Annotated in this window: 27 protein-coding genes; 12 read left to right on the forward strand and 15 right to left on the reverse strand. The window is 73.2% G+C overall.

From position 1 onward, the window contains the following. The first annotated feature begins 137 nt into the window (after positions 1 to 137). Entirely contained in the window at positions 138 to 494 is a 357-nt protein-coding gene (locus B0I33_RS19695; protein WP_106180302.1) for a DUF6401 family natural product biosynthesis protein, read from the forward strand. Positions 495 to 561: 67 nt separating this feature from the next. Here the strand turns inward: B0I33_RS19695 and B0I33_RS19700 are convergent, their stop codons facing one another. Beyond that, positions 562 to 1,353: a mechanosensitive ion channel family protein gene (locus tag B0I33_RS19700; protein WP_106180303.1), complete on the reverse strand. Its 792-nt coding sequence runs from the start codon at positions 1,351 to 1,353 to the stop codon at positions 562 to 564. A 169-nt stretch (positions 1,354 to 1,522) separates the two neighbouring features. Beyond that, the gene (gene mmuM, locus B0I33_RS19705) at positions 1,523 to 2,425 is read right to left on the reverse strand and encodes a homocysteine S-methyltransferase (RefSeq protein WP_245900850.1); all 903 of its coding nucleotides are present in this window, start codon (positions 2,423 to 2,425) and stop codon (positions 1,523 to 1,525) included. Positions 2,426 to 2,673: 248 nt separating this feature from the next. Between mmuM and B0I33_RS19710 the strand changes: the two genes are divergently transcribed. From B0I33_RS19710 to B0I33_RS19745, 8 genes are all read left to right on the forward strand, one after another. After that, positions 2,674 to 3,813, forward strand: a complete 1,140-nt coding sequence (locus tag B0I33_RS19710; RefSeq protein ID WP_106180304.1) for a J domain-containing protein — start codon at positions 2,674 to 2,676, stop codon at positions 3,811 to 3,813. A 154-nt stretch (positions 3,814 to 3,967) separates the two neighbouring features. Further along, complete coding sequence (locus B0I33_RS19715; RefSeq protein ID WP_245900851.1) at positions 3,968 to 4,675, forward strand: DUF998 domain-containing protein; 708 nt, start codon at positions 3,968 to 3,970, stop codon at positions 4,673 to 4,675. 29 nt (positions 4,676 to 4,704) lie between these two features. After that, positions 4,705 to 5,466 (forward strand): 3-oxoacyl-ACP reductase FabG, encoded by a 762-nt coding sequence (gene fabG / locus B0I33_RS19720; protein ID WP_106180305.1) that lies wholly within the window; start codon positions 4,705 to 4,707, stop codon positions 5,464 to 5,466. Beyond that, positions 5,463 to 5,924: a MaoC family dehydratase gene (locus B0I33_RS19725; protein ID WP_106180306.1), complete on the forward strand. Its 462-nt coding sequence runs from the start codon at positions 5,463 to 5,465 to the stop codon at positions 5,922 to 5,924. The genes fabG and B0I33_RS19725 overlap by 4 nt, the downstream gene beginning before the upstream one ends. Positions 5,925 to 6,005: 81 nt before the next feature. Further along, entirely contained in the window at positions 6,006 to 7,028 is a 1,023-nt protein-coding gene (locus B0I33_RS19730; RefSeq protein ID WP_106180307.1) for a phosphotransferase family protein, read from the forward strand. Then, positions 7,028 to 8,254 (forward strand): acyl-CoA dehydrogenase family protein, encoded by a 1,227-nt coding sequence (locus B0I33_RS19735; protein WP_106180308.1) that lies wholly within the window; start codon positions 7,028 to 7,030, stop codon positions 8,252 to 8,254. Before B0I33_RS19730 ends, B0I33_RS19735 begins: the two co-directional genes overlap by 1 nt. Next, complete coding sequence (locus B0I33_RS19740; RefSeq protein WP_106180309.1) at positions 8,251 to 9,444, forward strand: acyl-CoA dehydrogenase family protein; 1,194 nt, start codon at positions 8,251 to 8,253, stop codon at positions 9,442 to 9,444. Before B0I33_RS19735 ends, B0I33_RS19740 begins: the two co-directional genes overlap by 4 nt. Next, the gene (locus B0I33_RS19745; protein ID WP_106180310.1) at positions 9,441 to 10,565 is read left to right on the forward strand and encodes an acyl-CoA dehydrogenase family protein; all 1,125 of its coding nucleotides are present in this window, start codon (positions 9,441 to 9,443) and stop codon (positions 10,563 to 10,565) included. The genes B0I33_RS19740 and B0I33_RS19745 overlap by 4 nt, the downstream gene beginning before the upstream one ends. A gap of 67 nt (positions 10,566 to 10,632) precedes the next feature. Here B0I33_RS19745 and cutA read toward each other — a convergent pair whose 3' ends face one another. The 5 genes from cutA to B0I33_RS19770 are packed head-to-tail and all read right to left on the reverse strand — an operon-like array spanning position 10,633 to position 14,185. Next, on the reverse strand, positions 10,633 to 10,956 hold the full coding sequence (cutA, locus tag B0I33_RS19750) for a divalent-cation tolerance protein CutA (RefSeq protein WP_106180311.1): 324 nt from the start codon (positions 10,954 to 10,956) through the stop codon (positions 10,633 to 10,635). Positions 10,957 to 10,979: 23 nt separating this feature from the next. Beyond that, positions 10,980 to 11,579 carry a TetR/AcrR family transcriptional regulator gene (locus B0I33_RS19755; RefSeq protein ID WP_245900852.1) on the reverse strand — a complete coding sequence of 200 codons (600 nt, stop codon included), beginning with the start codon at positions 11,577 to 11,579 and terminating at the stop codon, positions 10,980 to 10,982. Between the two features lie 55 nt (positions 11,580 to 11,634). Continuing rightward, positions 11,635 to 12,615 carry a phosphotriesterase family protein gene (locus tag B0I33_RS19760; protein WP_106180313.1) on the reverse strand — a complete coding sequence of 327 codons (981 nt, stop codon included), beginning with the start codon at positions 12,613 to 12,615 and terminating at the stop codon, positions 11,635 to 11,637. Between the two features lie 35 nt (positions 12,616 to 12,650). Next, positions 12,651 to 13,436 carry an SDR family oxidoreductase gene (locus B0I33_RS19765; protein WP_106180314.1) on the reverse strand — a complete coding sequence of 262 codons (786 nt, stop codon included), beginning with the start codon at positions 13,434 to 13,436 and terminating at the stop codon, positions 12,651 to 12,653. Next, complete coding sequence (locus tag B0I33_RS19770) at positions 13,433 to 14,185, reverse strand: SDR family oxidoreductase (protein WP_106180315.1); 753 nt, start codon at positions 14,183 to 14,185, stop codon at positions 13,433 to 13,435. Before B0I33_RS19770 ends, B0I33_RS19765 begins: the two co-directional genes overlap by 4 nt. 69 nt (positions 14,186 to 14,254) lie before the next feature. Between B0I33_RS19770 and B0I33_RS19775 the strand changes: the two genes are divergently transcribed. The 3 genes from B0I33_RS19775 to B0I33_RS19785 all read left to right on the forward strand — a co-directional run bounded on the left by B0I33_RS19775 (position 14,255) and on the right by B0I33_RS19785 (position 15,847). Then, entirely contained in the window at positions 14,255 to 14,872 is a 618-nt protein-coding gene (locus tag B0I33_RS19775) for a TetR/AcrR family transcriptional regulator (RefSeq protein ID WP_106180316.1), read from the forward strand. Between the two features lie 136 nt (positions 14,873 to 15,008). Further along, positions 15,009 to 15,476 (forward strand): nucleoside deaminase, encoded by a 468-nt coding sequence (locus tag B0I33_RS19780; protein ID WP_106180317.1) that lies wholly within the window; start codon positions 15,009 to 15,011, stop codon positions 15,474 to 15,476. Positions 15,477 to 15,553: 77 nt separating this feature from the next. Further along, entirely contained in the window at positions 15,554 to 15,847 is a 294-nt protein-coding gene (locus B0I33_RS19785) for a putative quinol monooxygenase (RefSeq protein WP_106180318.1), read from the forward strand. A gap of 60 nt (positions 15,848 to 15,907) precedes the next feature. Here B0I33_RS19785 and B0I33_RS19790 read toward each other — a convergent pair whose 3' ends face one another. The 8 genes from B0I33_RS19790 to B0I33_RS19825 are packed head-to-tail and all read right to left on the reverse strand — an operon-like array spanning position 15,908 to position 25,733. Beyond that, positions 15,908 to 16,519, reverse strand: a complete 612-nt coding sequence (locus tag B0I33_RS19790; protein ID WP_106180319.1) for a TetR/AcrR family transcriptional regulator — start codon at positions 16,517 to 16,519, stop codon at positions 15,908 to 15,910. Positions 16,520 to 16,521: 2 nt separating this feature from the next. Beyond that, the gene (locus B0I33_RS19795; RefSeq protein ID WP_106180320.1) at positions 16,522 to 17,355 is read right to left on the reverse strand and encodes an SDR family oxidoreductase; all 834 of its coding nucleotides are present in this window, start codon (positions 17,353 to 17,355) and stop codon (positions 16,522 to 16,524) included. Positions 17,356 to 17,377: 22 nt separating this feature from the next. After that, complete coding sequence (locus B0I33_RS19800; protein ID WP_106180321.1) at positions 17,378 to 18,535, reverse strand: acyl-CoA dehydrogenase family protein; 1,158 nt, start codon at positions 18,533 to 18,535, stop codon at positions 17,378 to 17,380. Then, on the reverse strand, positions 18,532 to 20,499 hold the full coding sequence (locus B0I33_RS19805; protein WP_106180322.1) for an ATP-binding protein: 1,968 nt from the start codon (positions 20,497 to 20,499) through the stop codon (positions 18,532 to 18,534). The genes B0I33_RS19800 and B0I33_RS19805 overlap by 4 nt, the downstream gene beginning before the upstream one ends. An 8-nt stretch (positions 20,500 to 20,507) precedes the next feature. Then, positions 20,508 to 22,115, reverse strand: a complete 1,608-nt coding sequence (locus B0I33_RS19810; protein ID WP_106180323.1) for an acyl-CoA carboxylase subunit beta — start codon at positions 22,113 to 22,115, stop codon at positions 20,508 to 20,510. Beyond that, a complete protein-coding gene (locus B0I33_RS19815) occupies positions 22,112 to 23,260 on the reverse strand; it encodes an acyl-CoA dehydrogenase family protein (protein WP_106180324.1) in 1,149 nt (382 codons plus the stop codon). Before B0I33_RS19815 ends, B0I33_RS19810 begins: the two co-directional genes overlap by 4 nt. Next, on the reverse strand, positions 23,257 to 24,945 hold the full coding sequence (locus B0I33_RS19820; protein ID WP_106180325.1) for an acyclic terpene utilization AtuA family protein: 1,689 nt from the start codon (positions 24,943 to 24,945) through the stop codon (positions 23,257 to 23,259). Before B0I33_RS19820 ends, B0I33_RS19815 begins: the two co-directional genes overlap by 4 nt. Continuing rightward, complete coding sequence (locus B0I33_RS19825; RefSeq protein WP_106180326.1) at positions 24,942 to 25,733, reverse strand: TIGR03084 family metal-binding protein; 792 nt, start codon at positions 25,731 to 25,733, stop codon at positions 24,942 to 24,944. Before B0I33_RS19825 ends, B0I33_RS19820 begins: the two co-directional genes overlap by 4 nt. Positions 25,734 to 25,866 lie beyond the last annotated feature (133 nt).

Consider the following 25,866-nt stretch of genomic DNA (forward strand, 5'->3'; position numbering starts at 1 on the left):
CACCGCCGTCTCGCGCTACCGGGAGTGGGCCCGAGGTCACTGTCCGAGAGCGCCGCGACCCGCTCCCACCACTACTCACGAACGAGTGGTTCACCCCGTTTCGCCGTGCGCGAACGGCGGCTCGTATGCTACGGGCGATGAGCGGATGGTTGCACGTGTGGCACGAGTCCGCCGCGCGCCGTGAGCTGGCGTCGCTGGCGGACCGGCTCAGCCGTGCCGGCGTCGGTCTCGGCGCGCTCACCCCGGGTCTGCTCGCCAGGGTCGACCAGCACGCCGCCGCCGTCCGCGACATCCTGGCGTTCAGTGGCGGCCGCGTCGACGTGGTGGAACTGGCGGGCTACGCGCGGGGCGTGCAGGACGTCGCCGCCGAGTCCGGATGGCAGTCCGCGGGCACGGACTGGTTCGCCCTGCGGCTCGCCGCGGTGTGCCTGCTCGCGGTCGCGGGCCCCGTACTGCTGCCCGGCACCGGCCTCGATCCGTCGCTGTTCTCCTGAGGACCCGCCCGGGCACGACGGTGGGGTGCGGCCCTCGGCCACACCCCACCTGTCTCGCCGGGTCACCTCACCCCGGGTAGTCCCTGGGCGCCCCCGCCTGCCCGGCGGGCTGCTGCGGCGTCGGCTCGGTGGGCGGGTCCTGAGCACCCACCCTGGCCGCGTCCTCCCGGCCCCGCTGGTAGGCCTGCGTCTGCGCCTTGGCGTTCGGCAGTTCGCGCTCGGCGCGGTTGAGCCAGCCGTCCCAGCGCTGCTGCATCGGCCGCACCAGACCGCCACCGACGCCGACCACGATCACACCGCCGAGGGTGGCGAGCACGGTGACCAGCACGGGCGTGGTCACGCTGGTGGCCACCCCGATCTGGTTGAGCGCCGCGATGACACCGAGCGCCACGATGAACACCTGCGCGACCCTGGCGATCACGGCGCCGTAGCCGAGCCCGCTGAGCGCGCTGCCGACCAGATCGCGCACGGCGCTGGCGATCGCCGCCGCCACCACGACGATCACGATCGCGACGATCGCGCGCGGCAGCCACGCCACGATGGCGGTCAGCATCGTGCTCACCGGGTTGGGCCCGAACACACCGAAGGCGATCTGCAACGCGATCAGCAGGACCGCGTAGTACACCAGGGCCGCGATCAGTCCGGTGGCGTCGTACTTGGACCGTGCGAGCGCCTGCTGGATGCCGCCGCGCTCGGCGGCCCGGTTGAAGTTCAGCCGGTCGAGGACGACGTGCACGAGCTTGCGCAGCCCCTTGGCGACCAGCCAGCCGATCAGCAGGATCACCAGGAAGACGGCGAACTTCGGCAGGAACGTGATCACCGCTCGGAGCGCGTCGTTGAACGATTCCATGATGTTCATCCGGTTCCACGTCCTTCCTCGGCCGACGGCGGTCACCACCGGCCGGAATGTCGCGAATGGACAACGCTGGGTACCCGGAACCCCAGGTTCACATGACCGGCCGGGAAGCGCCGAGCCGAACCAGGACAACCCACCGTTCGAGTGATAGTCCGCGTGCCGTGCGGAGACGTCAGTCCACAGCGGAGCACACGCGGGCGAGCGCCGCGATGTCGGCAGGCCCCACGCGGCAGCAGCCACCGACGAGCGCCGCCCCCGCGCCGAGCCAGCCCGCGACGTCACCGGGCGCGAACCGCGACTCGCCCGTCCACTCTCTCCGGACGGCGTCCCAGCCCTCACCGCTGTTCGGGTAGACCACCACGGGTTTCCCGGTGACCTCGCGTGCGATCCGCACCGCGGCTGCGACGTCCCCCGGCGCGCAGCAGTTCACCCCGACCGCGAGGATCCGGCCCCGGCCGGCCGCGACGGAGAACGCCTCCCGCAGCGGCTGCCCCGCGCGCGTGCGCGCACCGTCCACGGTGTACGAAAGCCAGGCCGGGACGTCGACCACGTCCAGTGCCTCGAGCAGAGCCTCGGCCTCCTCGGCGTCCGGCACGGTCTCCAGCGCCAGCACGTCCGGGCCGGCCTCCGCGAGCACCTCCAGCCGCGGCCGGTGGAACGCGACGAGCTCCCGCCGGGTGAGCCCGTAGCGGCCGCGGTACTCGGATCCGTCCGCCAGGAACGCCCCGTAGGGACCGACCGACGCCGCGATCCACCGCGCGCGGCCGTCCCCGGACACCTCGTCCCGCGCCCGGCGGGCCAGATCCACGCTGCGGCGCAACAGGACCTCGGCGTCGCGCGCGCCGAGGCCGCGCGTGGCGAAGCCGGGGACGCTCGCCTGGTAGCTCGCGGTGATCGCGACCTCGGCCCCCGCGCGGAAGAACGCCGCGTGCGCCGCCGCGATCTCGTCCGGTGCGTCGGTGAGCAGACGGGCCGACCACAGCGCGTCGGACAGGTCGTGCCCGCGCGCCTCCAGCTCCGTCGCGAGCCCGCCGTCGAGCACGATCGGCCGCCCGCCGAGATCCTCCGGCCGCACGCGGACCAGGGTAACCAGCCGTCCGGCAGCGGGCAGGCACCGCGGTCCGGACCGGTTGCGGGCCGCCGCCCTGGTGGGACGCGACCGCACCCGATGTGGCTTTCGGTGCGTCGGACGCACCGAAAGCCACATCGGGTGCACGCCCGGGCCATAGCACATCCCCGGTCCACTCGGACGTGCCGGGCGGTCGGTGCTCGGACGCGAGCGCAGACGCCATAGGGTGAGCGCGCCCCCACCGGAGGTGATGCGTGCACGACGTCGACTACTACGAGCTGCTGGGTGTGCGGCCGGACGCCACGCCCGCGCAGATCAAGTCGGCCTACCGGACGCTGGCCAGGACGATGCACCCGGACACCGGCGGCACCGCGGGCACCTTCCGGTTGCTGCGGGAAGCCTACGAGACGCTGGGCGACCCGGTGCGCCGCGCGGAGTACGACCGGGGCGGAGCGGGCGAGCCGGACCCCGCGGAGGACGAGCAGGCGAGCCGCGCCGCGGGCAGCACGGTCACCAGGGCCCGGCCCCGCTCGGCCCCGCGGGCGCACCGGGCCCGGCGGTTCGGCGACGATCCCGACTACGTCCCCCAGCCGGTGCGGCTCGACGTCGGCGCGATCCCGTGGTGGCACACGGTCGACTCGGCCGAACGGGTGCACTACGCCCACCCGGGCTCACCGGGGCACGCCCCCGGGCTCGCCGCGGTGGCCGCCCTGCTCGTGCTCGCCGGCCCGCTCCTGCTGCCGGTCGACTTCACGGTGCCGCTGCTGGTGGTGTGGCTGCTGCTGACCGCGCTCACCGTCGCGGGCGGGTACCACCTGGTGCGCAGGCACCTGCGGTCACTGCGGTCGGCGCGGGCGTTCCGCGGCGAGTTCGGCGGCCGGACCGTGTTCGGCCGTCCCGGCTCCGACGCCGACCAGGTCGGCGAGCGGCTCACCGCCGACCTGCTGTCCCGCTACCTCACCCGGCTGCCCGGCGCGCGGGTCTTCCACGGCCTCGCGTGGCCGGACTCGGTGTTCGCCGACATCGACCACGCGGTGCTGTGCGGCAGGCGGCTCGTGCTGATCGAGTCGAAGCTGTGGCTGCCCGGCCACTACACGCTCGACGCCGACGGCGGGCTGCTGCGGGACGGACGGCGGTTCCGCGGTGGCGGCACCCGGCTGGCGGACGGCGTCGAGGCGTACCGCCGGCTGCTGCCCGAGGTGGAGGTGCGCGGGGCGCTTGTGCTGTACCCGAGCCGCGCGGGCCGGATCAGCACCGGTCCCGCCGGGGACGCCGAGGTGCCGCCGCTGACGCCGGAGGCGTTCGTGCACGAGATCGGGGACTGGCTGGCCGCCGACCCGTCCACGGTCGACCGGGCCGTGTTCCGCACGGTGCTGGACCGCGTCGTCACCTAAACCGTGTCCGCCGTCCGTGCCCGCGTGCCCGCGCCGCACGACGCGATCTCGCGTGCGCGGATCGCGGACACGCGGGCGCGGCTCCGTTCGTTCACCGGGATCTCGCCACGGGTTGCCTAACCTCGCGGAACGGAGGAGCACGGAGGGAGGGCGCATGCCGGGCGGTGAGCGGATGGGCGAGACGAACCGGGTGAACGCGTTCGCGGTGGCGGGACTGGCGGGGCTGGCCTGCGGCGCGGTGCTGATGGCGCTGCTGCACGTGCTGCCCTACGCCCACGGGGTCGACCCGGTGCGGCGCACGATCAGCGAGTACGCGCTCGGGCCGGGCAAGTGGCTGTTCGACGTCGCGGTGCTGCTGGTGGCCCTCGGTTCCGCCGCGGTGTTCGGCGGGCTCGTCCGGCACGGCGTGGTGCGGGCGCGCTCGGCCGTCACCGGGTTCGGTGCGCTGTGGACGGCGGGGCTGCTCACGATCGTGGCGTTCGAGAAGACGGACTGGTCGGTGGGCCCGAGCCTGGGCGGCACCATCCACCGGTACGCCAGTGTGGTGGCGTTCGTCTGCCTGCCGCTGGCGGTGCTGCTCGCCGCCCGCGCCGTCCACCCGCACTCCCCCGTCCGGCGGCGGCTGACCCGGGCGCTCGCCGTGACGTCGCTGCTGTGGTTCGGGGTCATCCTCGGCGCGGTGGCGGTCATGCTCGCCGGTGGGCCGCCGTGGTGGCGGGCGATCCCGCTGGGGCTGGTCGAGCGCGCGCTGGCGCTGAACGAGGTCCTGGCGATCACCGCGCTCGCCCTGGGCACGCTCCGGGGCCGGACCGGCATGATGGACGTCACAGCGCGTCGCGGTAGGCTGCGAGTACCTTGCTAAGCGCACGCTTACTCGATGAGGAGGTACCAGTGACAGAGTCCCCTGACCGTGTCGCGATCGTCACCGGGGCGGGCCGTGGTATCGGCGCCGCCGTCGCGCGGCAGCTGGCCGCCGACGGGTTCGCCGTCGGGCTGCTCGACCTGGACCAGTCCGGCTGCGAGGCCGGGGCCGAGGCGATCACCGGCGACGGCGGGCGCGCGGTCGGCGTCGGCGTGGACGTCAGCGACACCGACTCGGTCGAGGCGGCGGTGCGGACGGTCGCCGAGCGGCTCGGCGCTCCCACCGTGCTGATCAACAACGCGGGCATCACGCGGGACAACCTCCTGTTCAAGATGAGCGACGAGGACTGGGACTCGGTGATCGGAGTCCACCTGCGGGGCTCGTTCCTGATGAGCCGCGCCGTGCAGCGGCACATGACCGAACAGGGCTGGGGCCGCATCGTCAACCTGTCGAGCACGTCCGCGCTCGGCAACCGCGGCCAGGCGAACTACTCCACGGCGAAGGCAGGCCTGCAGGGCCTCACCAAGACGCTCGCGATCGAGCTGGGCAAGTTCGGCGTCACCGTCAACGCGATCGCTCCCGGCTTCATCGTCACCGACATGACCGCCGCCACCGCGGAGCGGCTCGGGGTGCCGTTCGACGAGTTCCAGAAGGCCGCCGCGCAGGAGATCCCGGTGCGCCGGGTGGGCAAGCCCGAGGACATCGCGAACGTCGTGTCGTTCCTCGTCAGCGACCGGGCGTCGTTCGTCTCCGGCCAGGTCGTCTACGTCGCGGGAGGGCCGAAGGCATGAGCGAGCCGCGCGTGTTCGCGAACCTCGACGAGTTCGTCGGCGCCGTCGGAGAGCCGCTCGGCCGCAGTGCGTGGCACACGGTCACGCAGGAACAGGTGAACCTGTTCGCCGACGCCACCGGCGACCACCAGTGGATCCACGTCGACCCGGAGCGTGCCGCGGCGGGCCCGTTCGGCGCGCCGATCGCCCACGGGTACCTGACGCTGTCGCTGATCCCGATGTTCGGCCAGGAGATCTACCGCGTCGAGAACCTGCGCATGGGCATCAACTACGGCCTGAACAAGGTGCGTTTCCCGCAGCCGGTGAAGGTCGGCTCGCGGATCCGCGCGAACGCCGAGCTGGTCGAGGTCACCGACGCGGCGCAGGGCAAGCAGGCGATCGTGCGGTGGACGATCGAGATCGAGGGAGAGGCCAAGCCGGCCTGCGTCGCGGAGACGGTGGGCGTGCTGGTCCCGTGACCGCGGGCCGGGAGCGGCCCGGCACTCGGGTGACATACCGACTGGTCGGTATCGTCGTGTCGCCGATGACGAGGAGGTCGGATGAGCGACCAGGATCCACCCGGTCTCGAGCTGGCGCGGCTGCGCGCGCACCTCGACCGGGAGCTGCCCGGGCTGGTGTCCGGGCCACTGAGCGCCGAGGTGGTGGAAGGCGGGCGCTCCAACCTGACGTACGTGGTGGACGACGGGACGAACCGGTGGGTCGTCCGGCGGCCTCCGCTCGGCCACGTCCTGCCCACCGCGCACGACATGAAGCGTGAGCACCGGGTGATCAGCGCGCTCGGTGAGACCGCGGTTCCGGTGCCGCGCACGCTGCTGCTCTGCGAGGACGACTCCGTGCTGGGCGCTCCGTTCTACGTGATGGAGTTCGTGCCGGGCGTCCCGTACCGCAGCCGCGACCAGCTCGCCGAGCTCGGCCCCGAGCGCACGCGGGCGATCGCGGACGCGCTCGTCGACACGCTGGTCGACCTGCACGCGGTGGATCCGGGCGCCGTGGGGCTCGCCGACTTCGGCAGGCCCGAGGGCTTCCTGGAACGGCAGCTGCGCCGCTGGAAGAAGCAGCTCGACGCCTCGCGCAGCCGCGAGCTGCCGGGCATCGACGAGCTGCACGACCGGCTCGCGGCCCGGATCCCGGAACCCCAGGCCGCGTCGATCGTGCACGGCGACTACCGCCTCGACAACGTCCTCGTCGGCGACGGCGACCGCATCAACGCCGTGCTGGACTGGGAGATGTCGACGCTCGGCGACCCGCTCACCGACCTGGCGCTGCTGGTGGCGTACGCGGAACGCGACACGCTGAACCTCAGCTTCGTGAGCGACGTCAGCTCCGCGCCCGGCTATCCCGGCACCGACGACGTGATCGCCCGGTACGCCGAGCGCTCCGGCCGGGACGTCTCCGCACTGAACTGGTATCTCGGCATGGCGTTCTTCAAGCTGGCCGTGATCCTCGAGGGCATCTACTACCGATTCAGCCAGGGCCAGACGGTCGGTTCCGGGTTCGAGGAGATCGGCTCCGGCGTCGCTCCGCTCGTGGCGCACGGCAACGCCACCCTGAAGGAGGACTGATGGATTTCGCGTTCGACCCGCGCACCGAGGAGCTGCGGGAACGCCTGCTGGAGTTCATGGACTCGCACGTCTACCCCGCCGAGCCGGTGTTCGCCGAGCAGCTGGCGGCCAGGGAGGACGAGTGGTCGACGGTGCCCGTCGTGGAGGAGCTGAAGGCCGAGGCCCGCAGGCGCGGCCTGTGGAACTTCTTCCTGCCGGGTGAGCACGGCGGCGGGCTGACCAACCTGCAGTACGCCCCGCTGGCCGAGATCACCGGGCGCAGCCCGCAACTGGCTCCGGTCGCGCTCAACTGCGCCGCGCCCGACACCGGCAACATGGAGGTGCTGTCGATGTTCGGCAGCGAGCGGCAGCGCAAGGAGTGGCTGGAGCCGCTGCTCGACGGCGAGATCCGGTCGGCGTTCGCGATGACCGAGCCGGACGTGGCCTCGTCCGACGCGCGCAACATCGCCACCCGCATCACCCGGGACGGGGACTCCTACGTCATCAACGGCCGCAAGTGGTTCATCTCCGGCGCGATGAACCCGAACTGCCGGATCTTCATCGTCATGGGCAAGACCGACCCCGGCGCCGAGCCGCACCGGCAGCAGAGCATGGTGCTGGTCCCCCGCGACACCCCCGGCCTGCGGGTGGAGCGCGGCATGCGGGTGTTCGGCTACACCGACGGCGACCACGGCGGGCACGCCGAGGTGGTGTTCGACGACGTGCGGGTGCCCGCGGAGAACCTGATCGGCGAGGAGGGCGGCGGCTTCGCGATCGCCCAGGCGCGGCTGGGCCCCGGCCGGATCCACCACTGCATGCGGCTGATCGGCATGGCCGAGCGGGCGATCGAGCTGATGTGCCGCAGGGCGACGTCCCGGGTCGCGTTCGGCAAGGCGCTCGCGCAGCAGGGCGTGGTGCAGGAGTGGATCGCGGAGTCCCGGGTGCGCGTCGAGCAGCTGCGGCTGCTCGTGCTCAAGACGGCGTGGCTGATGGACACGGTGGGCAACCAGGGCGCGCACACCGAGATCCAGGCGATCAAGATCGCGACTCCCGCGTCGGTCGAGTGGATCCTCGACAAGGCCATCCAGACCCACGGCGCGGGCGGCGTGAGCCAGGACTTCCCCCTCGCCGGCCTGTGGGCCGCGGCGCGCATGCTGCGGCTGGCGGACGGGCCGGACGAGGTGCACAAGCGGTCGCTCGCGCGCCGTGAGCTCAAGCAGTACCTCCCGGAGGGTGAGCACCGATGAGTGAGTCCATAGTGGATGCCGACGAGCTGCGGCACCGGGTCGCCGCGTTCCTCGCCGAGCACGATCCGGCCACCACCGACCGGCTGGAGTTCCTGCGCGCCCGCTTCGACGCGGGCCTGGCCTGGGTGCACTACCCCGCCGGGCTCGGCGGGCTCGGCGCGCCGCGCGCGCTGCAGCAGGTGGTGGACGCCGAGTTCGCGGCGGCGGGCGCGCCGGACAACAACCCGCGCCGGATCGGCATCGGGCTCGGCATGGCCGCGCCGACGATCCTGCGGTTCGGCACCGAAGAGCAGAAGCGGCGTTTCCTCCGTCCGTTGTGGACCGGCGAGGAGGTGTGGTGCCAGCTGTTCAGCGAGCCCGGCGCGGGCTCCGACCTGGCCGCGCTGGGCACCCGCGCCGTCCGCGACGGTGCGGACTGGGTGGTGACCGGGCAGAAGGTGTGGACGTCCACCGCGCACACCGCGCGCTGGGCGATCCTCGTCACGCGGACCGACCCGGACGTGCCCAAGCACCAGGGCATGACGTACTTCGTCTGCGACATGACCGATCCCGGGGTCGAGGTCCGCCCGCTGCGGCAGATCACCGGCGAGGCGGAGTTCAACGAGGTCTTCCTCAACGGCGCGCGCATTCCCGACGCGCACCGGCTGGGCGCCGTCGGCGAGGGCTGGAAGGTCGCGCAGACCACGTTGATGAACGAGCGGGTCGCGATCGGCGGCCACGCGCTGCCCCGCGAGGGCGGGATGGTCGGCGTCGTGGCCGGCACCTGGCGGGAGCGGCCCGAGTTGCGCACGCCCGACCTGCACGACCGGCTGCTGCGGCTGTGGGTCGAGGTGGAGGCGTTCCGGCTCGCCGGGGTCCGGCTGCGCCAGCAGCTCGCCGTGGGCGAGCCGGGACCGGAGGGCTCGGGCATGAAGCTGGCGTTCGCCCGGCTCAACCAGGCGCTGTCCGGACTGGAGGTCGAGCTGCTCGCCGACGAGGGCCTGACCTACGACGACTGGACGATGCGCAGGCCCGAGCAGGTCGACTTCACTGGCCGTGAGGCCGGTTACCGCTACCTGCGGGCGAAGGGCAACTCGATCGAGGGCGGCACGTCGGAGATCCTCCGCAACATCGTCGCCGAGCGCGTGCTCGGCCTGCCCGCCGAGCCGCGCGTGGACAAGGACGTCGCCTGGAAGGACCTGCCGCGATGAGTGACCCTGACCTGCTCTACTCCGACGTCGAGGACGACCTCAGGGCGAGCGTGCGGGACCTGCTCGCCGACCGCTGCGAGGCCTCGGCGCTGCTGGCGCGCGTCGAGAGCGCCGAGCCCTACGACCGGAAGCTGTGGACCACGCTGGCCGCCGAGCTGGGCACCGCCGGGCTGCACGTCCCGGAGGAACGCGGCGGGCAGGGCGCCTCCACCCGCGAGACGGCGCTCGTGCTGGAGGAACTCGGCCGCAGTGTGGCCCCGGTGCCGTTCCTGGGCAGCGCGGTGCTCGCGACGACGGCGCTGCTGGGCGCCGACCCCGCCGGGGAGGAGGCCGCCGGGCTGCTGCGGCGGCTGGCCGCGGGCGAGGCCACCGGGGCGCTCGCCGTGCCGCTGGCGACCGGTCCGGGAGCGCCGTTCCCGCAGCTGGTCGGCGCCGACCCGGAGGGGACGCTGACCGGCCGGGTCGGCACGGTGGCCGACGCGTCGGCCGCCGACGTGCTCGTGGTGCCCGCGACCGGCCCGGACGGGCCCGCGCTGTACGCGGTGGACGTGGCCGCCGAGGGCGTCGCCGTGACCGAGCGCGTGTCGCTCGACCTGACGCGCCGGGTCGCCGACGTGGCGCTGTCGGGAGCGCGCGGGCGGCTGCTCGCCGGGCCGGAGCGCGCCGCTGCCGCACTGGACCGGGCGCTGCTCACCGGCGCCGGCCTGCTCGCCTCGGAACAGCTGGGCGTCGCGCAGTGGTGCCTGGACCAGACGGTGGGCTACGTGCAGGAGCGCTACCAGTTCGGCAGGCCGGTGGGGTCGTTCCAGGCGCTGAAACACCGGCTCGCCGACGTCTGGCTGGAGCTGGTGGCCGCCAGGGCGGCGGCCCGGTACGCGGCGGACGCGCTGGCCTCGGATCGCCCGGACACCGGCGTGGCGGTGGCGGTCGCGCAGTCCTACTGCGCGTCGGTGGCGGTGCACGCCGCGGAGGAGTGCGTGCAGTTGCACGGCGGCATCGGGATGACGTGGGAGCATCCGGCGCACCTGTACCTCAAGCGCGCCAAGGCGGACGAGATCGCGCTCGGCACGCCCGGCAGGCACCGCACGACGCTGGCGGACCTCGTCGACCTGCCCGCCTGACCGCCCGCGCGCCACAGCCTCGTGAGCGGGAAACGTGGTTCTAACCACGTTTCCCGCTCACGAGCGGTCAGTCGCGGGTTTCGGTCACCAACCAGGACAGGTACTCGCCGTGCCCGCCCGTGATCGGCGTGACGATCACCTCGGGCACGTCGTAGGTGTGGTGCTCGGTGAGGTGCGCGACGAGGGGGTCCGCGCGGTCCGCGGCGGTCTTGACCTCCACCCGCCACTCGCGGGCGTTCTCGACGATGCCTTCCCAGCGGAACACACTCGTGATCGGACCGACGATCTGCGCGCACGCGCCGAGGTTCGCCTCGACGGCTCCGGCCGCGAGCGTGCGCGCGGCCTCCTCCGAGTCGGTGGTGGTGGCGACGATGACGTGATCAACCGGCATGGCTCCACCCTACAAACGCCGCGTCAGTCCGGCCGGAGTGCGCCGAGCAGCAGGTCCGCGAAGTGGTCGCCGACCTCCTTCGCGGAGAGCTCGCCCTCGTGCCGGTACCAGAAGCCGAGGTGGTGCACGGCGCCGAAGAAGAAGTCCACGATCACCTCGGCGGGCTTGTCCGCGCGGAACTCCCCCGCCCGCTGCCCCTCCTCGATCAGGCCGCGGAACCGCTCGTGGTACTCGCGCCGCTCGGCCCGGACCGCCCGCTGCATGTCCGGGCTGAGGTGGTGCATCGACTGCAGGAAGATCTTCGTGTCGTCGAGGCTGGCGATGCTGCTCACGACCACGTCCGACGCCGCGGAGAACAGCCGCTCGCGGATCGGCGCCGCGGTGGCCGCGAACTTCTCCAGCCGCTCGGTCTGGTCCCGCAGGACCCGCGCGTACACCTCGTACAGCAGGTCGTCCTTCGACCCGAAGTAGTGGTACATCGCGCCCTTGGTGACACCGGCGGCCGCCACGATCTCCTGCACGGAGGTGCGGTCGAAGCCCTGCTCGGCGAACAGCCGGGTCGCGACCGACAGCAGCCTGCGTGGCACCGAGCCCTGCTCGTCGGCGTCCCCGGCTCCCGTCATGCCGGGCAGCATACCGACCGGTCGGTGTCGTGCCCCGGACGCGCGGACCCGTTCCTCACCCACGGGCTCCGGCCTCGAGGAACCGGCGCGGGTTGTGCACCAGCATGGTCTCGATCTCCTGCTCGCTGACGCCGCGGCCGCGCAGGGCGGGCAGCACGTCCCGGGTGATGTGCAGGTAGTGCCAGTTCGGCATCAGCCGGGGCAGCTCCGCCTGCGGGAACCAGTCGATGTAGCAGGACGCGTCGTGGGAGAGCACCAGGTGCCCGGCGTAGCCCCGGGCGCACAGCTCGGCGACGGTGTCGACGCGCTGCTCGAACGGCAGGATCGTGTCCACACCGAACCGGTCCATGCCGAGCAGCGAGCCCCGGTCGGCCAGCTCGATGAGGTAGCCGAGGTCCGTGCTGTCCCCGCAGTGCCCGATGAGGACCCGCGACAGGTCGACGCCCTCCTCCTCGAACACGTTCTGCTGGGCGAGCCCCTGCCTGCTCGCCGCGTGCGTGTGCGTCATGATCGGCGTGCCGGTGGCCCGGTGCGCGGCGGCGACGGCACGCAGCACGCGGCCCACGCCCTTGGTGACGCCCGGGGTGTCCGTGGCGCACTTGAGCACGCCGGCCTTCACGCCCGTGCCCGCGATGCCCTCGGTGATGTCGCCGACGAACATCCCGACCAGCGGATCCTCCCCGCCGAGCAGCGTGCCCGGGCCGCGGAAGTGCAGGTAGTGCGGCACGTCCCGGTAGGTGTAGAGACCGGTCGCCACGACGATGTTGAGATCCACCTCCGCGGCGACGCGCTGGATCCGCGGCAGGTAGCGGCCGAGCCCGATCACGGTGGGGTCGACGATCGTGCCGATACCCTCCGCGGCCAGCTCGCGCAGCCGCGCGATCGCGCGCGGCACCTGCTCCTCCTCGCGGAAACCCTCGTCCTCCGGGTAGTTGGCCAGGAATTCGGGGCTGAGCACGAAGATGTGCTCGTGCACCAGCACCCGGCCCAGCGCGGCCGGGTCGACCGCGCCCCGTACCGTCTCGACCGTCGCCACGGGCACCCTCCTTCCGGCTCGGGCGCGCCCGGCACCTACTGGTTGAGCACGCTCTCGATCTTGCGCTGCAGCTTGTTCATGCCGCCGAGCCAGCGCTCGTTCTGGGTCGCCCTCGCCGCGTAGTACTCGGCGACCTCGGGGTGCGGCAGCACGAGGAAGCGCCCGTCCCCGAACGCCTCCAGCACCGTGTCGGCGACCTGTTCCGGTTCGATGGCCGACCGGCCCATGAGCAGCTCGCCGCCGGGTCCGCTGTCGGCGAGCATCCGGGTGCGCACGCCCTGCGGGCACACGGCCTGCACGGTGATGCCGCGGTGCCGGTAGCTCGCGGCCAGCCACTCCGCGAACGCCAGCGCCCCGTGCTTGGTGACCGAGTACGGCGCGGAACCGAGGCTGGTGAGCAGCCCCGCCGCCGACACCGTGGCGAGGAAGTGACCGCGTCCCCGGTCGAGCCAGTCGGGCAGCAGCTCCCGCGCGGCCCGCACGTGCGCCATCACGTTGACGTCCCAGGCCTGGGCCCAGGCGTCCTCGGGAACCTCCGGTCCGCCCAGCGGGGCGACGCCGGCGTTGGCGCAGAACAGGTCGATCGCGCCGAGGGTCTCCTTCGCGGTGGCGACGAGCCCGCGCACGCCCTCCTCCCCCGCGGCGTCCCCGGCGACGGCCACGCCGCCGATCTCCTCGGCCACCGCGCCCGCCGCCTCGCCGTCGAGGTCGGCGACCACGACGCGGGCGCCCTCGGCCGCGAACCGCCGGGCCATGGCGGCCCCGATCCCCGCACCTCCGCCGGTGATGACCACCCCGGCCCCGGACAGCCGCACGCTCACAGGCCACCGCCCAGCGTGACACCGCCGTCGACAACGAGCGTCTGCCCGGTGATCCAGCCGGCCTGGTCGGACAGCAGGAACGCGGCCGCGCCCGCGATGTCCTCCGGCACGCCGAGCCGTTTCATCGGGTACGCGGCGGCGACCTCGTCCTCCCGGTTCTCGTAGAGGGCGGTCGCGAACTTGGTCTTCACCACCGCCGGGGCGATGGCGTTGACCCGGATCCGGGGCGCCAGCTCCTCGGCGACCTCCTGCGTCAGCCGGATGAGGGCGGCCTTGCTCACGCCGTACATGCCGATGCCGGGTGACGTGCGCACGCCCGCGATCGACGAGACGTTGACGATCGCGCCGCCGTGCTCGCCCATCCACGCGTCGCGGGCGGCCCGGATCCAGGCGAGCGGCGCGAGGACGTTGACCGCGAAGATCTTGGCCGCGGCGTCGGTCTCGACGTCCAGGACGGAGCCGTACACCGGGTTGATCCCGGTGTTGTTGACCAGCAGGTCGAGGCTGCCGAACGTCTCGAGGGTCCGCGCGACCGCCTCCTGCTGGTGGTCGGCGTCGTCGGCCTTGCCGGGCACGCCGAGAGCCACGGAGGGGCCGCCGAGCTCCTCGACCGCGGCCGCGAGCGGCTCCGGCTTGCGCGCCGTGATGCAGACCTTGGCTCCGCGCTCCACCAGCTCCTTGGCGATGCCGAGGCCGATGCCCCGGCTGGCGCCGGTGACGATGGCGACGCGGTCCTTGAACGAGTTCACTGGTAGCGTTCTCCTCTACTCGCAGGCGCTGCGCCCGGGGACACTAAGCGCTCGCTTACAATCCTTGCCATGTCGTTGTCGCTGTCGGCCGAGTTGTGGCCGGATGTCCAGCCGGAGACCGCGCGCAGGCTGATGCTGGCCGGGGTCGAGTCCTTCGCCAGCCGCGGGTACCACGCCACCACCACACGCGACATCGCGGGCAGCGCCGGGATGAGCCCGGCCGCGCTGTACGTGCACTTCCCCTCCAAGGCCGCCCTGCTGTTCGCCATCAGCCGCAGTGGCCACGAGCAGGCACTGGGTGTCGTGGAGAAGGCGGCGGCGGCCCACGCGGACTCTCCGCCTGCCGCGATGCGGGCGATCGTCGAGCAGTTCGTGGCCTGGCACGCACGCAGGCACACGGTGGCCCGCGTCGTGCAGTACGAGCTCGGCGCGCTGCCGGAGCAAGAGTACGCCGTGGTCGCGGGCCTGCGCAGGCGGATCGAGCAGATCGTGCGCGATCTTGTGGCGGCCGGGGTTTCGGCGGGCGAGTTCCGCACGACCGACCCGCGCACCGCCGCCCGCGCGGTGCTGTCGCTCGGCATCGACGTCGCCCGCTGGTACTCCGATCGCGCGCCGCTGACCCCGGAGGAGCTCGGCAAGCAGTACGGCGAGCTGGCACTCCGGATGCTCGGCGCGGCGTCCGACTGACCCCGGCTCACGCTCACCTCCAGACCGACCTCGGCGCAGCGACATACTAAGCGGTCGCTCAGCTCGTCCGCTACCCGTGTCCGTTCCCCGGCAGGCCCGCTTGCCCGTACCGGCCAACCGGACCAGGGTGAGGCGCATGGACGAGATCGACCCCGCCGCGCTGCTGGCCGTCGCGCTGGACGAGGCCCGGCGCGGAGCGGCCGAAGGCGGCGTGCCCGTCGGTGCGGCGCTGTTCGGCCGGGACGGCGAGCTGCTGGGACGGGGCCGCAACCGCCGCGTCCAGGACGGCGACCCCTCGACGCACGCCGAGACCTCCGCCTTCCGCGCCGCGGGCCGCAGGCCGCACTACCGCGACACGATCATGGTGACGACGCTGTCCCCGTGCTGGTACTGCAGCGGGCTCGTGCGGCAGTTCGGCATCCCGCACGTGGTCATCGGCGAGGCGCGGACGTTCTCCGGCGGGCACGACTGGCTGGCCGGGCACGGCGTGCGCATCACCCTGCTGGACGACCCCACGTGCGCGGAGCTGATGGCCGGGTTCGTCCGGCGGCGGCCCGACCTGTGGTTCGAGGACATCGGCGAGGACCCGCCCGCCCGCGGCTGACCAGCGCACCGACGACTTCCGGACCCGGCGGCGGTAGACACCGGTGGAACGCCGACTCTTCCGTGAAGGAGTGCCCCATGCAGGTCATCGTCGCCGGCGCGGTCCACGTGGCTCCGGAGAACCGGGACCGGTTCGTCGCCGGGCACCGCCAGCTCGTCGAGCGGGCGCGGGCGTATCCCGGCTGCCTGGACCTGTCCATCTCCGCCGATCCGCTCGAGGCGAGCCGGGTGAACATCTTCGAGCACTGGGAGTCGCAGGAGGTGCTGGACGCCTGGCGGGCGAGCGCGCCGTCACCGTCGGTCCGGATCGACCTCGAGGACGGCCACATGGCCAAGCACGAGATCGCCCGCTCCGGGCCGCCGTTCGACTGATCCGGCACCGGCCGGGAGGTCCGGAACGGGGCACTCGCGTGCCGGGGCGGGGGACTCGCGTCAGGCGGACTCGCGGACGGTGCGGGTGGCCACGGCGGGCTCGAGGATCCTCGCCCACTGGCGGGTGATCTGCCTGCGCCGCCGGGTGTCGTCGGTGAGCAGGTTGGCGAGCCCGAGGCCGCGGGCGAGGTCGAGGGTGGCCTGCACGGTCTCCCGCACCCCGGGCCGGGCCTCGTCGGCGCCGAGCAGCTCGACGGCGACCCGGTGCGCCTCCCGGCCGACCCGCGCCTCCAGCGGGACGAGCACCGCCCGCAGGTTCTCGTCGGTCGACGCGGCGACCCAGAGGTGCAGCGCGGCGCGGAACATCGGGCCCGTGTAGAGGTCGAGCAGCATCTCGGCGACCGGCTCGGCCCGCGACGGCCCGTCGGGCAGCGCCGCCGCGCGGGCCCGCAGCTCGCTGATCTGCTCCTCGCCGAGGTACTCGACGGCGGCGGCGACCAGGTCCTCCCGCGTGGGGAAGTGGTGCTGGGCGGCCCCGCGCGAGACGCCGGCGCGCTCGGCGATCACCGCGACCGTGGTGCCGTTCCAGCCGCGTTCGGCCAGGCACTCGACGGCGGCGTCGACCAGCCGCCGCCGAGTGGTCCTGCTGCGCTCCTGTTGGGGCTGGCGCATGGTCAGGCCGGTTCGACCCAGAAGTCGAGCTGCAGGTCTTCCTCCCGCTCCCCGATCCGGTAGCGGGAGAAGTCGGTGACGCCCTCCGCCGCCAGCACCTCGTCGTCGATCAGGAACCGGCCGGTCAGTTCCCGGCTCGGCTTGGTGAGGATCGCGTGCGCCGCGTCGGCCATGATCTCCGGGGTGCGCGAGTGGCTCGCCAGCTCCGCGCCGACCACGTTGCGGATCGCGGCGGTGTCGATGGTCGTGCGGGGCCACAGCGAGTTGGCCGCGACGCCGTCGCCGCGCAGCTCCGCCGCAAGGCCGATGGTCACCAGGCTCATCGAGTACTTCGCGATGCTGTAAGCCAGGTGACCGGCCTCGAACCACTTCTCCTCCAGCCGGATCGGCGGCGAGAGCGTGAGCACGTGCGGGTTCTCCGCCCGGCGCAGGTGCGGGATCGCGGTGCGGGACAGCAGGAACGAGCCCCGCGCGTTGATGTCCTGCATCAGGTCGTACCGCTTCATCGGGATCGACTCCGACGGCGTGAGGTCGATGGCGCTGGCGTTGTTGACGACGATGTCGATCCCGCCGAACTGCTCGACCGTGCGCGCGACGGCCGCCTCGACGGCCTCGTCGTCGCGGATGTCGCCGACGATCGGCAGCGCCTTGCCACCGGCCTCCTCGATGGCCTTCGCCGCCGTGTGGATGGTGCCGGGCAGCTTGGGGTGCGGCTCGGCGGTCTTCGCGATCAGCGCGACGTTCGCGCCGTCGCGGGCGGCCCGCACGGCGATCGCCTCGCCGATGCCCCGGCTGCCGCCCGACATGATCAGGGTCTTTCCCGCCAGCGTGCTCACAACAGGCTCCTCGTGTTACCGATCAGTAGGACTTGGGCAGGCCCAGGCTATGCTGCGCGACGAAGTTCAGCACCATCTCCCTGCTCACCGGGGCGATCCGGCCCACCCGGACCGCGCCGATCAGCGTGCCGAGCCCGTACTCGGACGCCAGGCCGTTCCCGCCGTGCACCTGCACCGCCTGGTCGACGGCCTTGATCGCCACCTCGGCCCCCGCGTACTTCGCCATGTTGGCGGCCTCTCCGGCGCCGAAGTCGTCCCCCGCGTCGTACAGCGCCGCGGCCTTCTGCGTCATCAGCTTCGCCAGTTCCAGCTCGATCTTCACCTGCGCCAGCGGGTGAGCGAGCCCCTGGTGGGAGCCGATCGGGGCGCCGAACACGCTGCGTTCCTTCGCGTAGCCCACCCCCTTGCCGAGCGCGTACCTGGCGATGCCGAGCGAGAACGACGCGCCCATGATCCGCTCCGGGTTGAGCCCCGCGAACAGCTGCGCGATCGCCGCGTCCTCGGAGCCGACCAGCGCGTCCGCGGGCAGCCGGACGTCGTCGAAGAACAGCCCGAACTGCTTGTCCGCGGACACCAGGTCCATCGCGATCTCCCGGTACTCGAAGCCGGGCGTGTCCGTGGGCACGATGAACAGCGCGGGCTTGAGGTTGCCGGTGCGCGCGTCCTCCATCCGCCCCACGACGAGCACGGCGTCGGCCTCGTCGACGCCGGAGATGTACACCTTCCGGCCGTTCAGCACCCAGCCGCCGTTGTCCCGCCGCGCCGTGGTGGTGATCCGGTGGGAGTTGGAGCCCGCGTCGGGCTCGGTGATGGCGAACGACATGCGCACCTGGCCGGAGGCGAAGCCAGGCAGCCAGTGCTTCTTCTGCTCGTCGGTGCCGAACCGCGCGAGCACCGTCGCGCAGATGGCGGGCGAGACGACCATCAGCAGCATCGGGGTGCCCGCGGCGCAGAACTCCTCGCACACCGCGGCGAGGTCGCCGATGCCCGCGCCCCCGCCGCCGTACTCCTCCGGCACCGAGACGCCGAGGTAGCCCAGGCGGCCCGCCTCGTCCCACAGCTCGCTGGTGTGCCCGCCGCCGCGGGCCTTCTCCAGGTAGTACTCGTGCCCGTAGCTCCGGCCCAGCTCGGCGACCGCCTCGCGCAGCGCCTGCCGCTCCGCGGACTCGACGAAGTTCATTCCCGCTCCTCACTGCCGCTGACCACCGCGAGCACCGCACCCTGCTCCACCTGCTGGCCCGCCGTCACCGGAAGGTCGGTGACGACGCCGTCCGCTGGCGCCGCGATCCGGTGCTCCATCTTCATCGCCTCGAGCCACAACAGCGGCTCCCCCGCACGCACCCGGTCCCCGGCCGAGACCGCGACCCGCACGACCGTGCCCGGCATCGGCGCGAGCAGCGAGCCCGCCGCGACCGCCGCGTCCGGATCGGTGAACCGGGGCAGCGGGGTCAGGCTCACCGGGCCGAGCGGCGAGTCGACCGCGACCAGGCCGGGGTACCTGCCGACGTCGAACGTCCTGCGGACGCCCGCGACCTCGAGGACGACCCGGTCCGGATGCGCCGCCACCAGCGCGACCTCGGGGTGCCCCTCGGCCCGCAGCCCCGAGCGGGTGTGCCGGTAGCGCACCTCGTACTCGGCGCCGCCTGCCGCGTAGGCCTTGCGCTGCGGCGCCGAGGGCACGTTGCGCCACCCGGCGGGCAGCCCGCCGAGCACGGTGGCGCTCGCCCGGTTGTGCGCGGCCTCCGCCAGTGCCGCGGCGAGCGCCGACAGACGCACCGCCCGCTCCCCCGCCAGCGGCGCGGCGAGCGTGTCGAGGCCGTGCCGGCCGAGGAAGGCCGTGTCGGTCTCCCCGGCCAGGAAGGCGGGGTGGCGCAGGACGTTGACGAGCAGGTCCCGGTTGGTGACGACACCGTGGATGCGGGCTCGCGCGAGCGCGGAGGCCAGCGTGCGCGCGGTCGCCGCGCGGTCGGGGCCCCACGCGATCACCTTCGCCAGCATCGGGTCGTAGTGCACGCCGACGACCGAACCGCCGGTCACCCCGCTGTCCAGCCGCAGCCCGTACCGCGCCGGGACGGCGAACTCGGCGGCGACGCCGGGCACGGCGAACGCGTGCAGCGTCCCGCTCTGCGGCCGCCAGCCGGCGGTGGGATCCTCGGCGTACAGCCGGACCTCGATGGCGTGGCCGGTCCACTGTGGAGGTTCCGGGGGCAGCGGCGCGCCCTCGGCCACGGAGAGCTGCAGCGCCACCAGGTCGAGCCCGGTGACGCACTCGGTGACGGGATGCTCGACCTGCAGCCGGGTGTTCATCTCCAGGAAGAAGAACTCGCCGTCGGCGGTGGCGAGGAACTCGACCGTGCCCGCGCCGACGTAGCCGATGGCCGAGGCCGCCTGCCGGGCGGCGGTGAACAGCCGTTCTCGCATCGCCGGATCGACCAGCGGCGAGGGCGCCTCCTCGACCACCTTCTGGTGCCTGCGCTGGATCGAGCACTCCCGCTCCCCCACCGCCCACACGGTGCCGTGGGTGTCGGCGAGCACCTGCACCTCGATGTGCCGCCCGGTCTCCAGGTACCGCTCGCAGAACACGGTCGGGTCGCCGAAGGCGGACGCGGCCTCGGCGCCGGCGCCCTCGACCGCCTCGGCGAGCCCGTCGAGCGAGCGCACGATCCGCATGCCCCGGCCACCGCCGCCCGCGGACGCCTTGACCAGCACGGGCAGGTCGGCCTCGGTGACCCGGTCCGGGTCGAGCTCCGGCAGCACCGGCACGCCGGCCTCGGCCATGCGGCGCTTGGACTCCACCTTGGAGCCCATCGTCTCGATGGCCTCGGGTCCGGGGCCGACCCAGGTCAGCCCCGCGTCCAGCACGGCGCGCGCGAACGCGGCGTTCTCGGAGAGGAAGCCGTACCCGGGGTGGACGGCGTCGGCTCCGGCCTCGGTGGCGGCCTTGACGATCAGGTCGCCACGCAGGTACGTGTCGGCGGGAGCGCTGCCGGGCAGCCGGACCGCCGCGTCGGCGGCGACGACGTGCGGGGATCCCGCGTCGGCGTCGGAGTACACGGCCACGGTGCCGATCCCGGAGTCGCGGCAGGTGCGGAACACGCGCAGCGCGATCTCCCCGCGGTTGGCGACGAGCAGGTTCTCGATCAATTCCAGCCTCACATCCGGAAGACGCCGAAACCGGTGCCGTCGAACTGGGCACCCCGGACCGGGTTGTTGTGGATGGCGGACAGGCACAGGCCCAGCACCGTGCGGGTGTCGCGGGGGTCGATGACCCCGTCGTCGTAGAGCCTGCCGGACAGGAACATCGGCAGCGACTCGGCTTCCACCTGCGCCTCGACGGCCTCGCGCATGGCCGTGTCGGCGGCCTCGTCGAACGGCTGGCCACGCGACTCGGCGGCCGCACGCGCCACGATCGAGAGCACACCGGCGAGCTGCTGGGGCCCCATGACGGCGGACTTGGCGCTCGGCCAGGCGAACAGGAAGCGGGGGTCGTAGGCGCGGCCGCACATGCCGTAGTGGCCCGCGCCGTAGGAGGCGCCGATGAGCACCGAGAGGTGGGGCACCTTGCTGTTGGACACCGCGTTGATCATCATCGCGCCGTGCTTGATGATGCCGCCCTGCTCATAGTCCCTGCCGACCATGTAGCCGGTGGTGTTGTGCAGGAACAGCAGCGGGGTGTCGGTCTGGTTGGCCAGCTGGATGAACTGCGCGGCCTTCTGCGACTCCTCGCTGAACAGGATCCCGCGCGCGTTGGCGAGCACCCCGACGGGGTAACCGTGCACGCGGGCCCAGCCGGTGACGAGGCTGTTGCCGTACTCGGGCTTGAACTCGTCGAACTCGGAACCGTCGACGACGCGGGCGAGCACCTCGCGCGGGTCGAACGGCACCTTGAGCCCTTCGGGCACCACACCCAGCAGTTCCTCGGGGTCGTAGCGGGGCTCGGTGGCGGGCGCGGGCGCGGGCCCGTGCTTGCGCCAGTTCAGCCGCGCCACGATCCGCCTGCCGAGGCGCAGCGCGTCGGGCTCGTCGCGGGCCAGGTAGTCGGCGAGGCCGGAGACCCGGGCGTGCATCGCGGCGCCGCCGAGCGCCTCGTCGTCGGACTCCTCCCCGGTGGCCATCTTGACCAGCGGCGGGCCGCCGAGGAACACCTTGGACCGCTCCTCGATCATCACGACGTAGTCGGACATCCCGGGCACGTAGGCGCCGCCCGCGGTCGAGTTGCCGAACACGAGCGCGACCGTCGGGATCCCGGCCGCCGAGAGGCGGGTGAGGTCGCGGAACAGCCTGCCGCCGGGAATGAAGATCTCCTTCTGCGTGGGCAGGTCCGCGCCGCCGGACTCGACGAGGTTGATGACGGGCAGCCGGTTCTCCAGCGCGATGTCGGCCGCCCGGAAGATCTTGCGGGTGGTCCACGGGTTGCTCGCGCCGCCGCGCACCGTGGGGTCGTTGCCGATGATCATGCACTCGACGCCGGAGACGACGCCGATGCCGGTGACCACGCTGGCGCCCACGCGGAAGTCGCTGCCCCAGCCGGCCAGCGGCGAGAGCTCGAGGAACGGCGCGTCCTCGTCGAGCAGCAGCTCGATGCGCTCCCGCACCAGCAGCTTGCCGCGCTCGCGGTGGCGGGCGGTGTACTTCTCGCCGCCGCCCGCCACCGCCTTCGCGTGCTCGGCCTCCAGCTCGTCCAGCTTGGCGAGCATCGCCTCGCGGTAGGCGGCGTACTCGGGACCCGTGGTGTCCAGAGTGGACTTCAGTGTGCTCACGCCGTGTACCCCAATCGCTTCGCGGCCAGGCCGGCGAGGATCTCGTTGGTCCCGCCGCCGATGCCGAGGATGCGCATGTCGCGGTAGTGCCGCTCGACCTCCGACTCGCTCATGTAGCCGAGGCCGCCGTGCAGCTGGACCGCCTCGTTCACCACCCACTCCCCCGCCTCGACGGCGGTGTTCTTCGCGAAGCAGGCCTCGGCGACGACCTCCTCGCCCGCGACGTGCCGGAGCGCGACCTGCCGCACGTAGGTGCGGGCGACGTCGACGCGCCGGGCCATCTCGACGAGCTTGTGCTGGACCAGCTGGCGGGACAGCAGCGGCCTGCCGAACGTCTCTCGCAGCCGGCACCACTCGACGGTGCGATCGAGCGCGCGTTGCGCGGTCGCGTAGGCCTGCACCGCCAGCGAGAGCCGCTCGGTGACGAACTGGGTGGCGATCTGCGCGAACCCGGCGTTCTCCGGGCCGACGAGGTTGGCGGCGGGCACGCGGGCGCCGGTGAAGGACAGCTCCGCGGTGTCGGAACAGTGCCAGCCCATCTTCTCCAGCTTGCGGGTGACGGCGAAACCGGGCGTGCCGCGCTCGACGACGAGCAGCGAGATGCCGTGCGCGCCCGGTTCCCCGGTGCGCACGGCGGTGGTGACGAAGTCGGCACGGCAGCCGGAGGTGATGAACGTCTTGGCGCCGTCGACGACGTAGTGGTCCCCCTCGCGGCGCGCGGTCGTGCGCACCGACGCGACGTCGGAACCGCCGCCGGGCTCGGTGACGGCGAGGGCGCCGATCTTCTCCCCGGCGAGGGTGGGCCGGACCCACCGCGCGATCTGCTCGGCGTCACCCGCCGCGGCGAGGTGGGGCACCGCGATGCCGCACGTGAACAGCGACGCGACGAGCCCGCCCGAGCCGCCCGCGTAGTGGATCTCCTCGGTGACGGTGAGCGCGTCGGCGAAGTCGCCGCCGCTGCCCCCGACGTCCTCCCCGAAACCGATGCCGAGCAGGCCGATCGCGCCCGCCTTGCGGTGCAGGTCCCTGGGCAGCTCGCCCGCCCGCTCCCAGTCGTCGAGGTGGGGCAGCACCTCGGCCTCCAGGAAACGGCGCACGGTCTTGCGCAGTGCCACGCGCTCGGGCGTGCGGAACGGGTCGGTCACAGCAGTGCCTCCGGGATCTCCACGTACCTGCCGCGCAACCACTCGCCGAGTGCCTTCGCCTGGGGGTCGAACCGCGCCTGGGCGGCGACACCCTCCCCCAGCAGGCCGTCGACGACGAAGTTGAGCGCGCGCAGGTTGGGCAGGACGTACCGGGCGACGGGCAGGTCCGCCGTCTCCGGCAGCAGGCGGCGGAACTCGGCGACGGTGAGCGTGTGCGCCAGCCAGCGCCACGCGCCCTCCGTGCGGGCCCACACGCCGACGTTGGCGCTGCCGCCCTTGTCGCCGCTGCGGGCGCCGGCGACCGTGCCGAGCGGCAGCCGCCGGGACGGGCCGGGCGGCAACGGCTCGGGCAGCGCGGGCTCGGGCACGTCGGCGAGCTCACGGGTCCGTTCGGGGTGCGGCACGCCCACCCGGGTCCCGTCCGGGAGCACGGCGACGTGCGGCACCTCGGCGGCGTCGACGTACGCGGCCGTGTAGACGCCGTAGGGCGAGGCGTCCGCCGGCGGCGCGGTGACGTGGAAGCCGGGATAGCTGGCGAGCGCGAGCTCGACGGCGGCACCGCTGAACGCCCGCCCGGCGACCTTCGGGTCGGCGTCCTTGACGGCGCAGTGCAGCAGGGCGCTGGCGCGTTCCTCGGTGTCGGCGTCGGCGTGGTCGGTGCGCGCCAGCGTCCACGTCAGTTCGGCGGGTGCCCTGCCGTGCAGCGCGGTCTCCAGCTGGGTGCGGACCAGGTCCGCCTTGGCCTCGATGTCGAGCCCGGTGAGCACGAACGTCACCGCGTTGCGGAACCCGCCGAGCGCGTTGAGGCACACCTTCAGCCGTGGCGGCGGCGGCTCCCCGCGCACGCCGCTGATCCGCACCCGGTCGGGACCGTCCTGCCGCAGGTCGAGGGTGTCGAACCGCGCGGTCACGTCGGGGCCCGCGTACCGGGGCCCGGCGATCTCGTAGAGCAGCTGCGCGGTGACCGTGCCCTCGGTGACGACCCCTCCGGTGCCCTCGTGCTTGGTGATCACGCTGGTGCCGTCGGCCTCGATCTCGGCGATCGGGAAGCCGGGGACACCGAGGTCGTGCTCGGTGAAGAAGGCGTAGTTGCCGCCGGTGGCCTGCGCGCCGCACTCGATGACGTGGCCCGCGGCGACGGCCCCGGCGAGCGCGTCGTGGTCGTCACGGGTCCAGCCGTAGTGCGCGGCCGCGGGGCCGACGATCATCGACGCGTCGGTGACCCGTCCGGTGACGACGACGTCGGCGCCGGCGCGCAGGCACTCGGCGATGCCGAACGCGCCGAGATAGGCGTTGGCGGTCAGCGGGGAGCCGAAGCCGAGCTCCCCGGCCCGCTCCAGCAGGTCGTCCCCCTCGACGTGGGCGACCGCGACGTCGAGGCCGAGACGGTCGGCGAGTTCGCGCACGGCGTCGGCGAGCCCGGCCGGGTTGAGCCCGCCCGCGTTGCTGACGATCCGGACGCCGTTGTCCTTCGCCAGCCCCAGGCCGTCCTCCAGCTGCCGCAGGAACGTCTTGGCGTATCCCCGGGCGGTGTCCTTGAGCCGGTCGCGGCCGAGGATGAGCATGGTGAGCTCGGCGAGGTAGTCGCCGGTGAGCACGTCGAGCGGCCCGCCGGTGAGCATCTCGGTCACGGCGGAGAAGCGGTCTCCGTAGAAGCCGGAGGCGTTGCCGATGCGCAGGGTCACGCGAACTGCCCCGCCTTCCGGCCTTCGCCGGGCGGCCCGGCGAAGGCCTGCGCGACGCGCAGCCATTCCTCGGCCGCCGGTCCCCCGGCGCGCACGTCGGTGTCGGCGGGATGCCGCCGCTGGGTCACGACGAGACAGAACCCGAGCGCGCTGCCGGTGACCCGTTCCCGCGCGTCCGCGGGGCCGAAGCTCCAGGTGGCGCCGTCCGGGGCGGTCAGCTCGACGCGGAACTCCTCGGCGGGCGGGGTGAGCGAGTGCAGCTGGAAGGCGAAGTCCCTGGTGCGCACGCCGAACCGGGCGATGTGCCACAGCCGCGCGGTGGGAGTGCGGGTGGCGCCGAGCGCGTCGGCGACGTCCTGGCCGTGCGCCCAGGTCTCCATCAGCCGCGCGGTGACCATCGAGGCGGGGCTCATCGGCGGGCCGAACCACGGCACCTTGGTGCCCGCGGGCACCGCGGCGAGGGCGTCGGCCAGCCGGGCACGGCCCGCGCGCCAGGACGCCAGCAACTCGGCGGGCGGGGCGGCGGCTCCCTCGGTGGCTCCCTCGTCGACGAAGCCGGGCCCGGCGGTGAGCGCCGCGCGGACCTCGGCCGCGAACCCGTCCGGGTCGCGCACCGCGAGCAGGGCCTTGTCGTCGGTCCAGGCGAGGTGGGCGATCTGATGCGCGATCGTCCAGCCCGCCGCCGGGGTCGGCAGGCGCCAGTCACCCTCGGGCAGCCCGGCCACCAGATCGTCGAGCTCCTGGCTTTCCGCCGCGAGGTCACCCAGGATCGGCCCGAGCTCAGCCACGCCAGCACCTCCTTGCGCCGTCGGCGCCGAGCGTGACACCCGCCGACGGAAAAATCAAGCACGCTTGATTGTTTTGGAGTTATTGGCATGTTGCCAGCAAGCCTGCGGGTGCAATACGGTCAGGGGCACCGAC

The sequence above is a fragment of the Prauserella shujinwangii genome, from assembly GCF_003001955.1.
Taxonomy (GTDB): domain Bacteria; phylum Actinomycetota; class Actinomycetes; order Mycobacteriales; family Pseudonocardiaceae; genus Qaidamihabitans; species Qaidamihabitans shujinwangii.

Coding starts and splice junctions, on each gene's coding strand:
- B0I33_RS19695 (WP_106180302.1), top strand. CDS start 138: ATGAGCGGATGGTTGCACGTGTGGCACGAGTCCGCCGCGCGCCGTGAG.
- B0I33_RS19700 (WP_106180303.1), bottom strand. CDS start 1,353: ATGAACATCATGGAATCGTTCAACGACGCGCTCCGAGCGGTGATCACG.
- B0I33_RS19715 (WP_245900851.1), top strand. CDS start 3,968: ATGCCGGGCGGTGAGCGGATGGGCGAGACGAACCGGGTGAACGCGTTC.
- B0I33_RS19725 (WP_106180306.1), top strand. CDS start 5,463: ATGAGCGAGCCGCGCGTGTTCGCGAACCTCGACGAGTTCGTCGGCGCC.
- B0I33_RS19730 (WP_106180307.1), top strand. CDS start 6,006: ATGAGCGACCAGGATCCACCCGGTCTCGAGCTGGCGCGGCTGCGCGCG.
- B0I33_RS19735 (WP_106180308.1), top strand. CDS start 7,028: ATGGATTTCGCGTTCGACCCGCGCACCGAGGAGCTGCGGGAACGCCTG.
- B0I33_RS19740 (WP_106180309.1), top strand. CDS start 8,251: ATGAGTGAGTCCATAGTGGATGCCGACGAGCTGCGGCACCGGGTCGCC.
- B0I33_RS19745 (WP_106180310.1), top strand. CDS start 9,441: ATGAGTGACCCTGACCTGCTCTACTCCGACGTCGAGGACGACCTCAGG.
- cutA (WP_106180311.1), bottom strand. CDS start 10,956: ATGCCGGTTGATCACGTCATCGTCGCCACCACCACCGACTCGGAGGAG.
- B0I33_RS19755 (WP_245900852.1), bottom strand. CDS start 11,579: ATGACGGGAGCCGGGGACGCCGACGAGCAGGGCTCGGTGCCACGCAGG.
- B0I33_RS19775 (WP_106180316.1), top strand. CDS start 14,255: ATGTCGTTGTCGCTGTCGGCCGAGTTGTGGCCGGATGTCCAGCCGGAG.
- B0I33_RS19780 (WP_106180317.1), top strand. CDS start 15,009: ATGGACGAGATCGACCCCGCCGCGCTGCTGGCCGTCGCGCTGGACGAG.
- B0I33_RS19785 (WP_106180318.1), top strand. CDS start 15,554: ATGCAGGTCATCGTCGCCGGCGCGGTCCACGTGGCTCCGGAGAACCGG.
- B0I33_RS19790 (WP_106180319.1), bottom strand. CDS start 16,519: ATGCGCCAGCCCCAACAGGAGCGCAGCAGGACCACTCGGCGGCGGCTG.
- B0I33_RS19800 (WP_106180321.1), bottom strand. CDS start 18,535: ATGAACTTCGTCGAGTCCGCGGAGCGGCAGGCGCTGCGCGAGGCGGTC.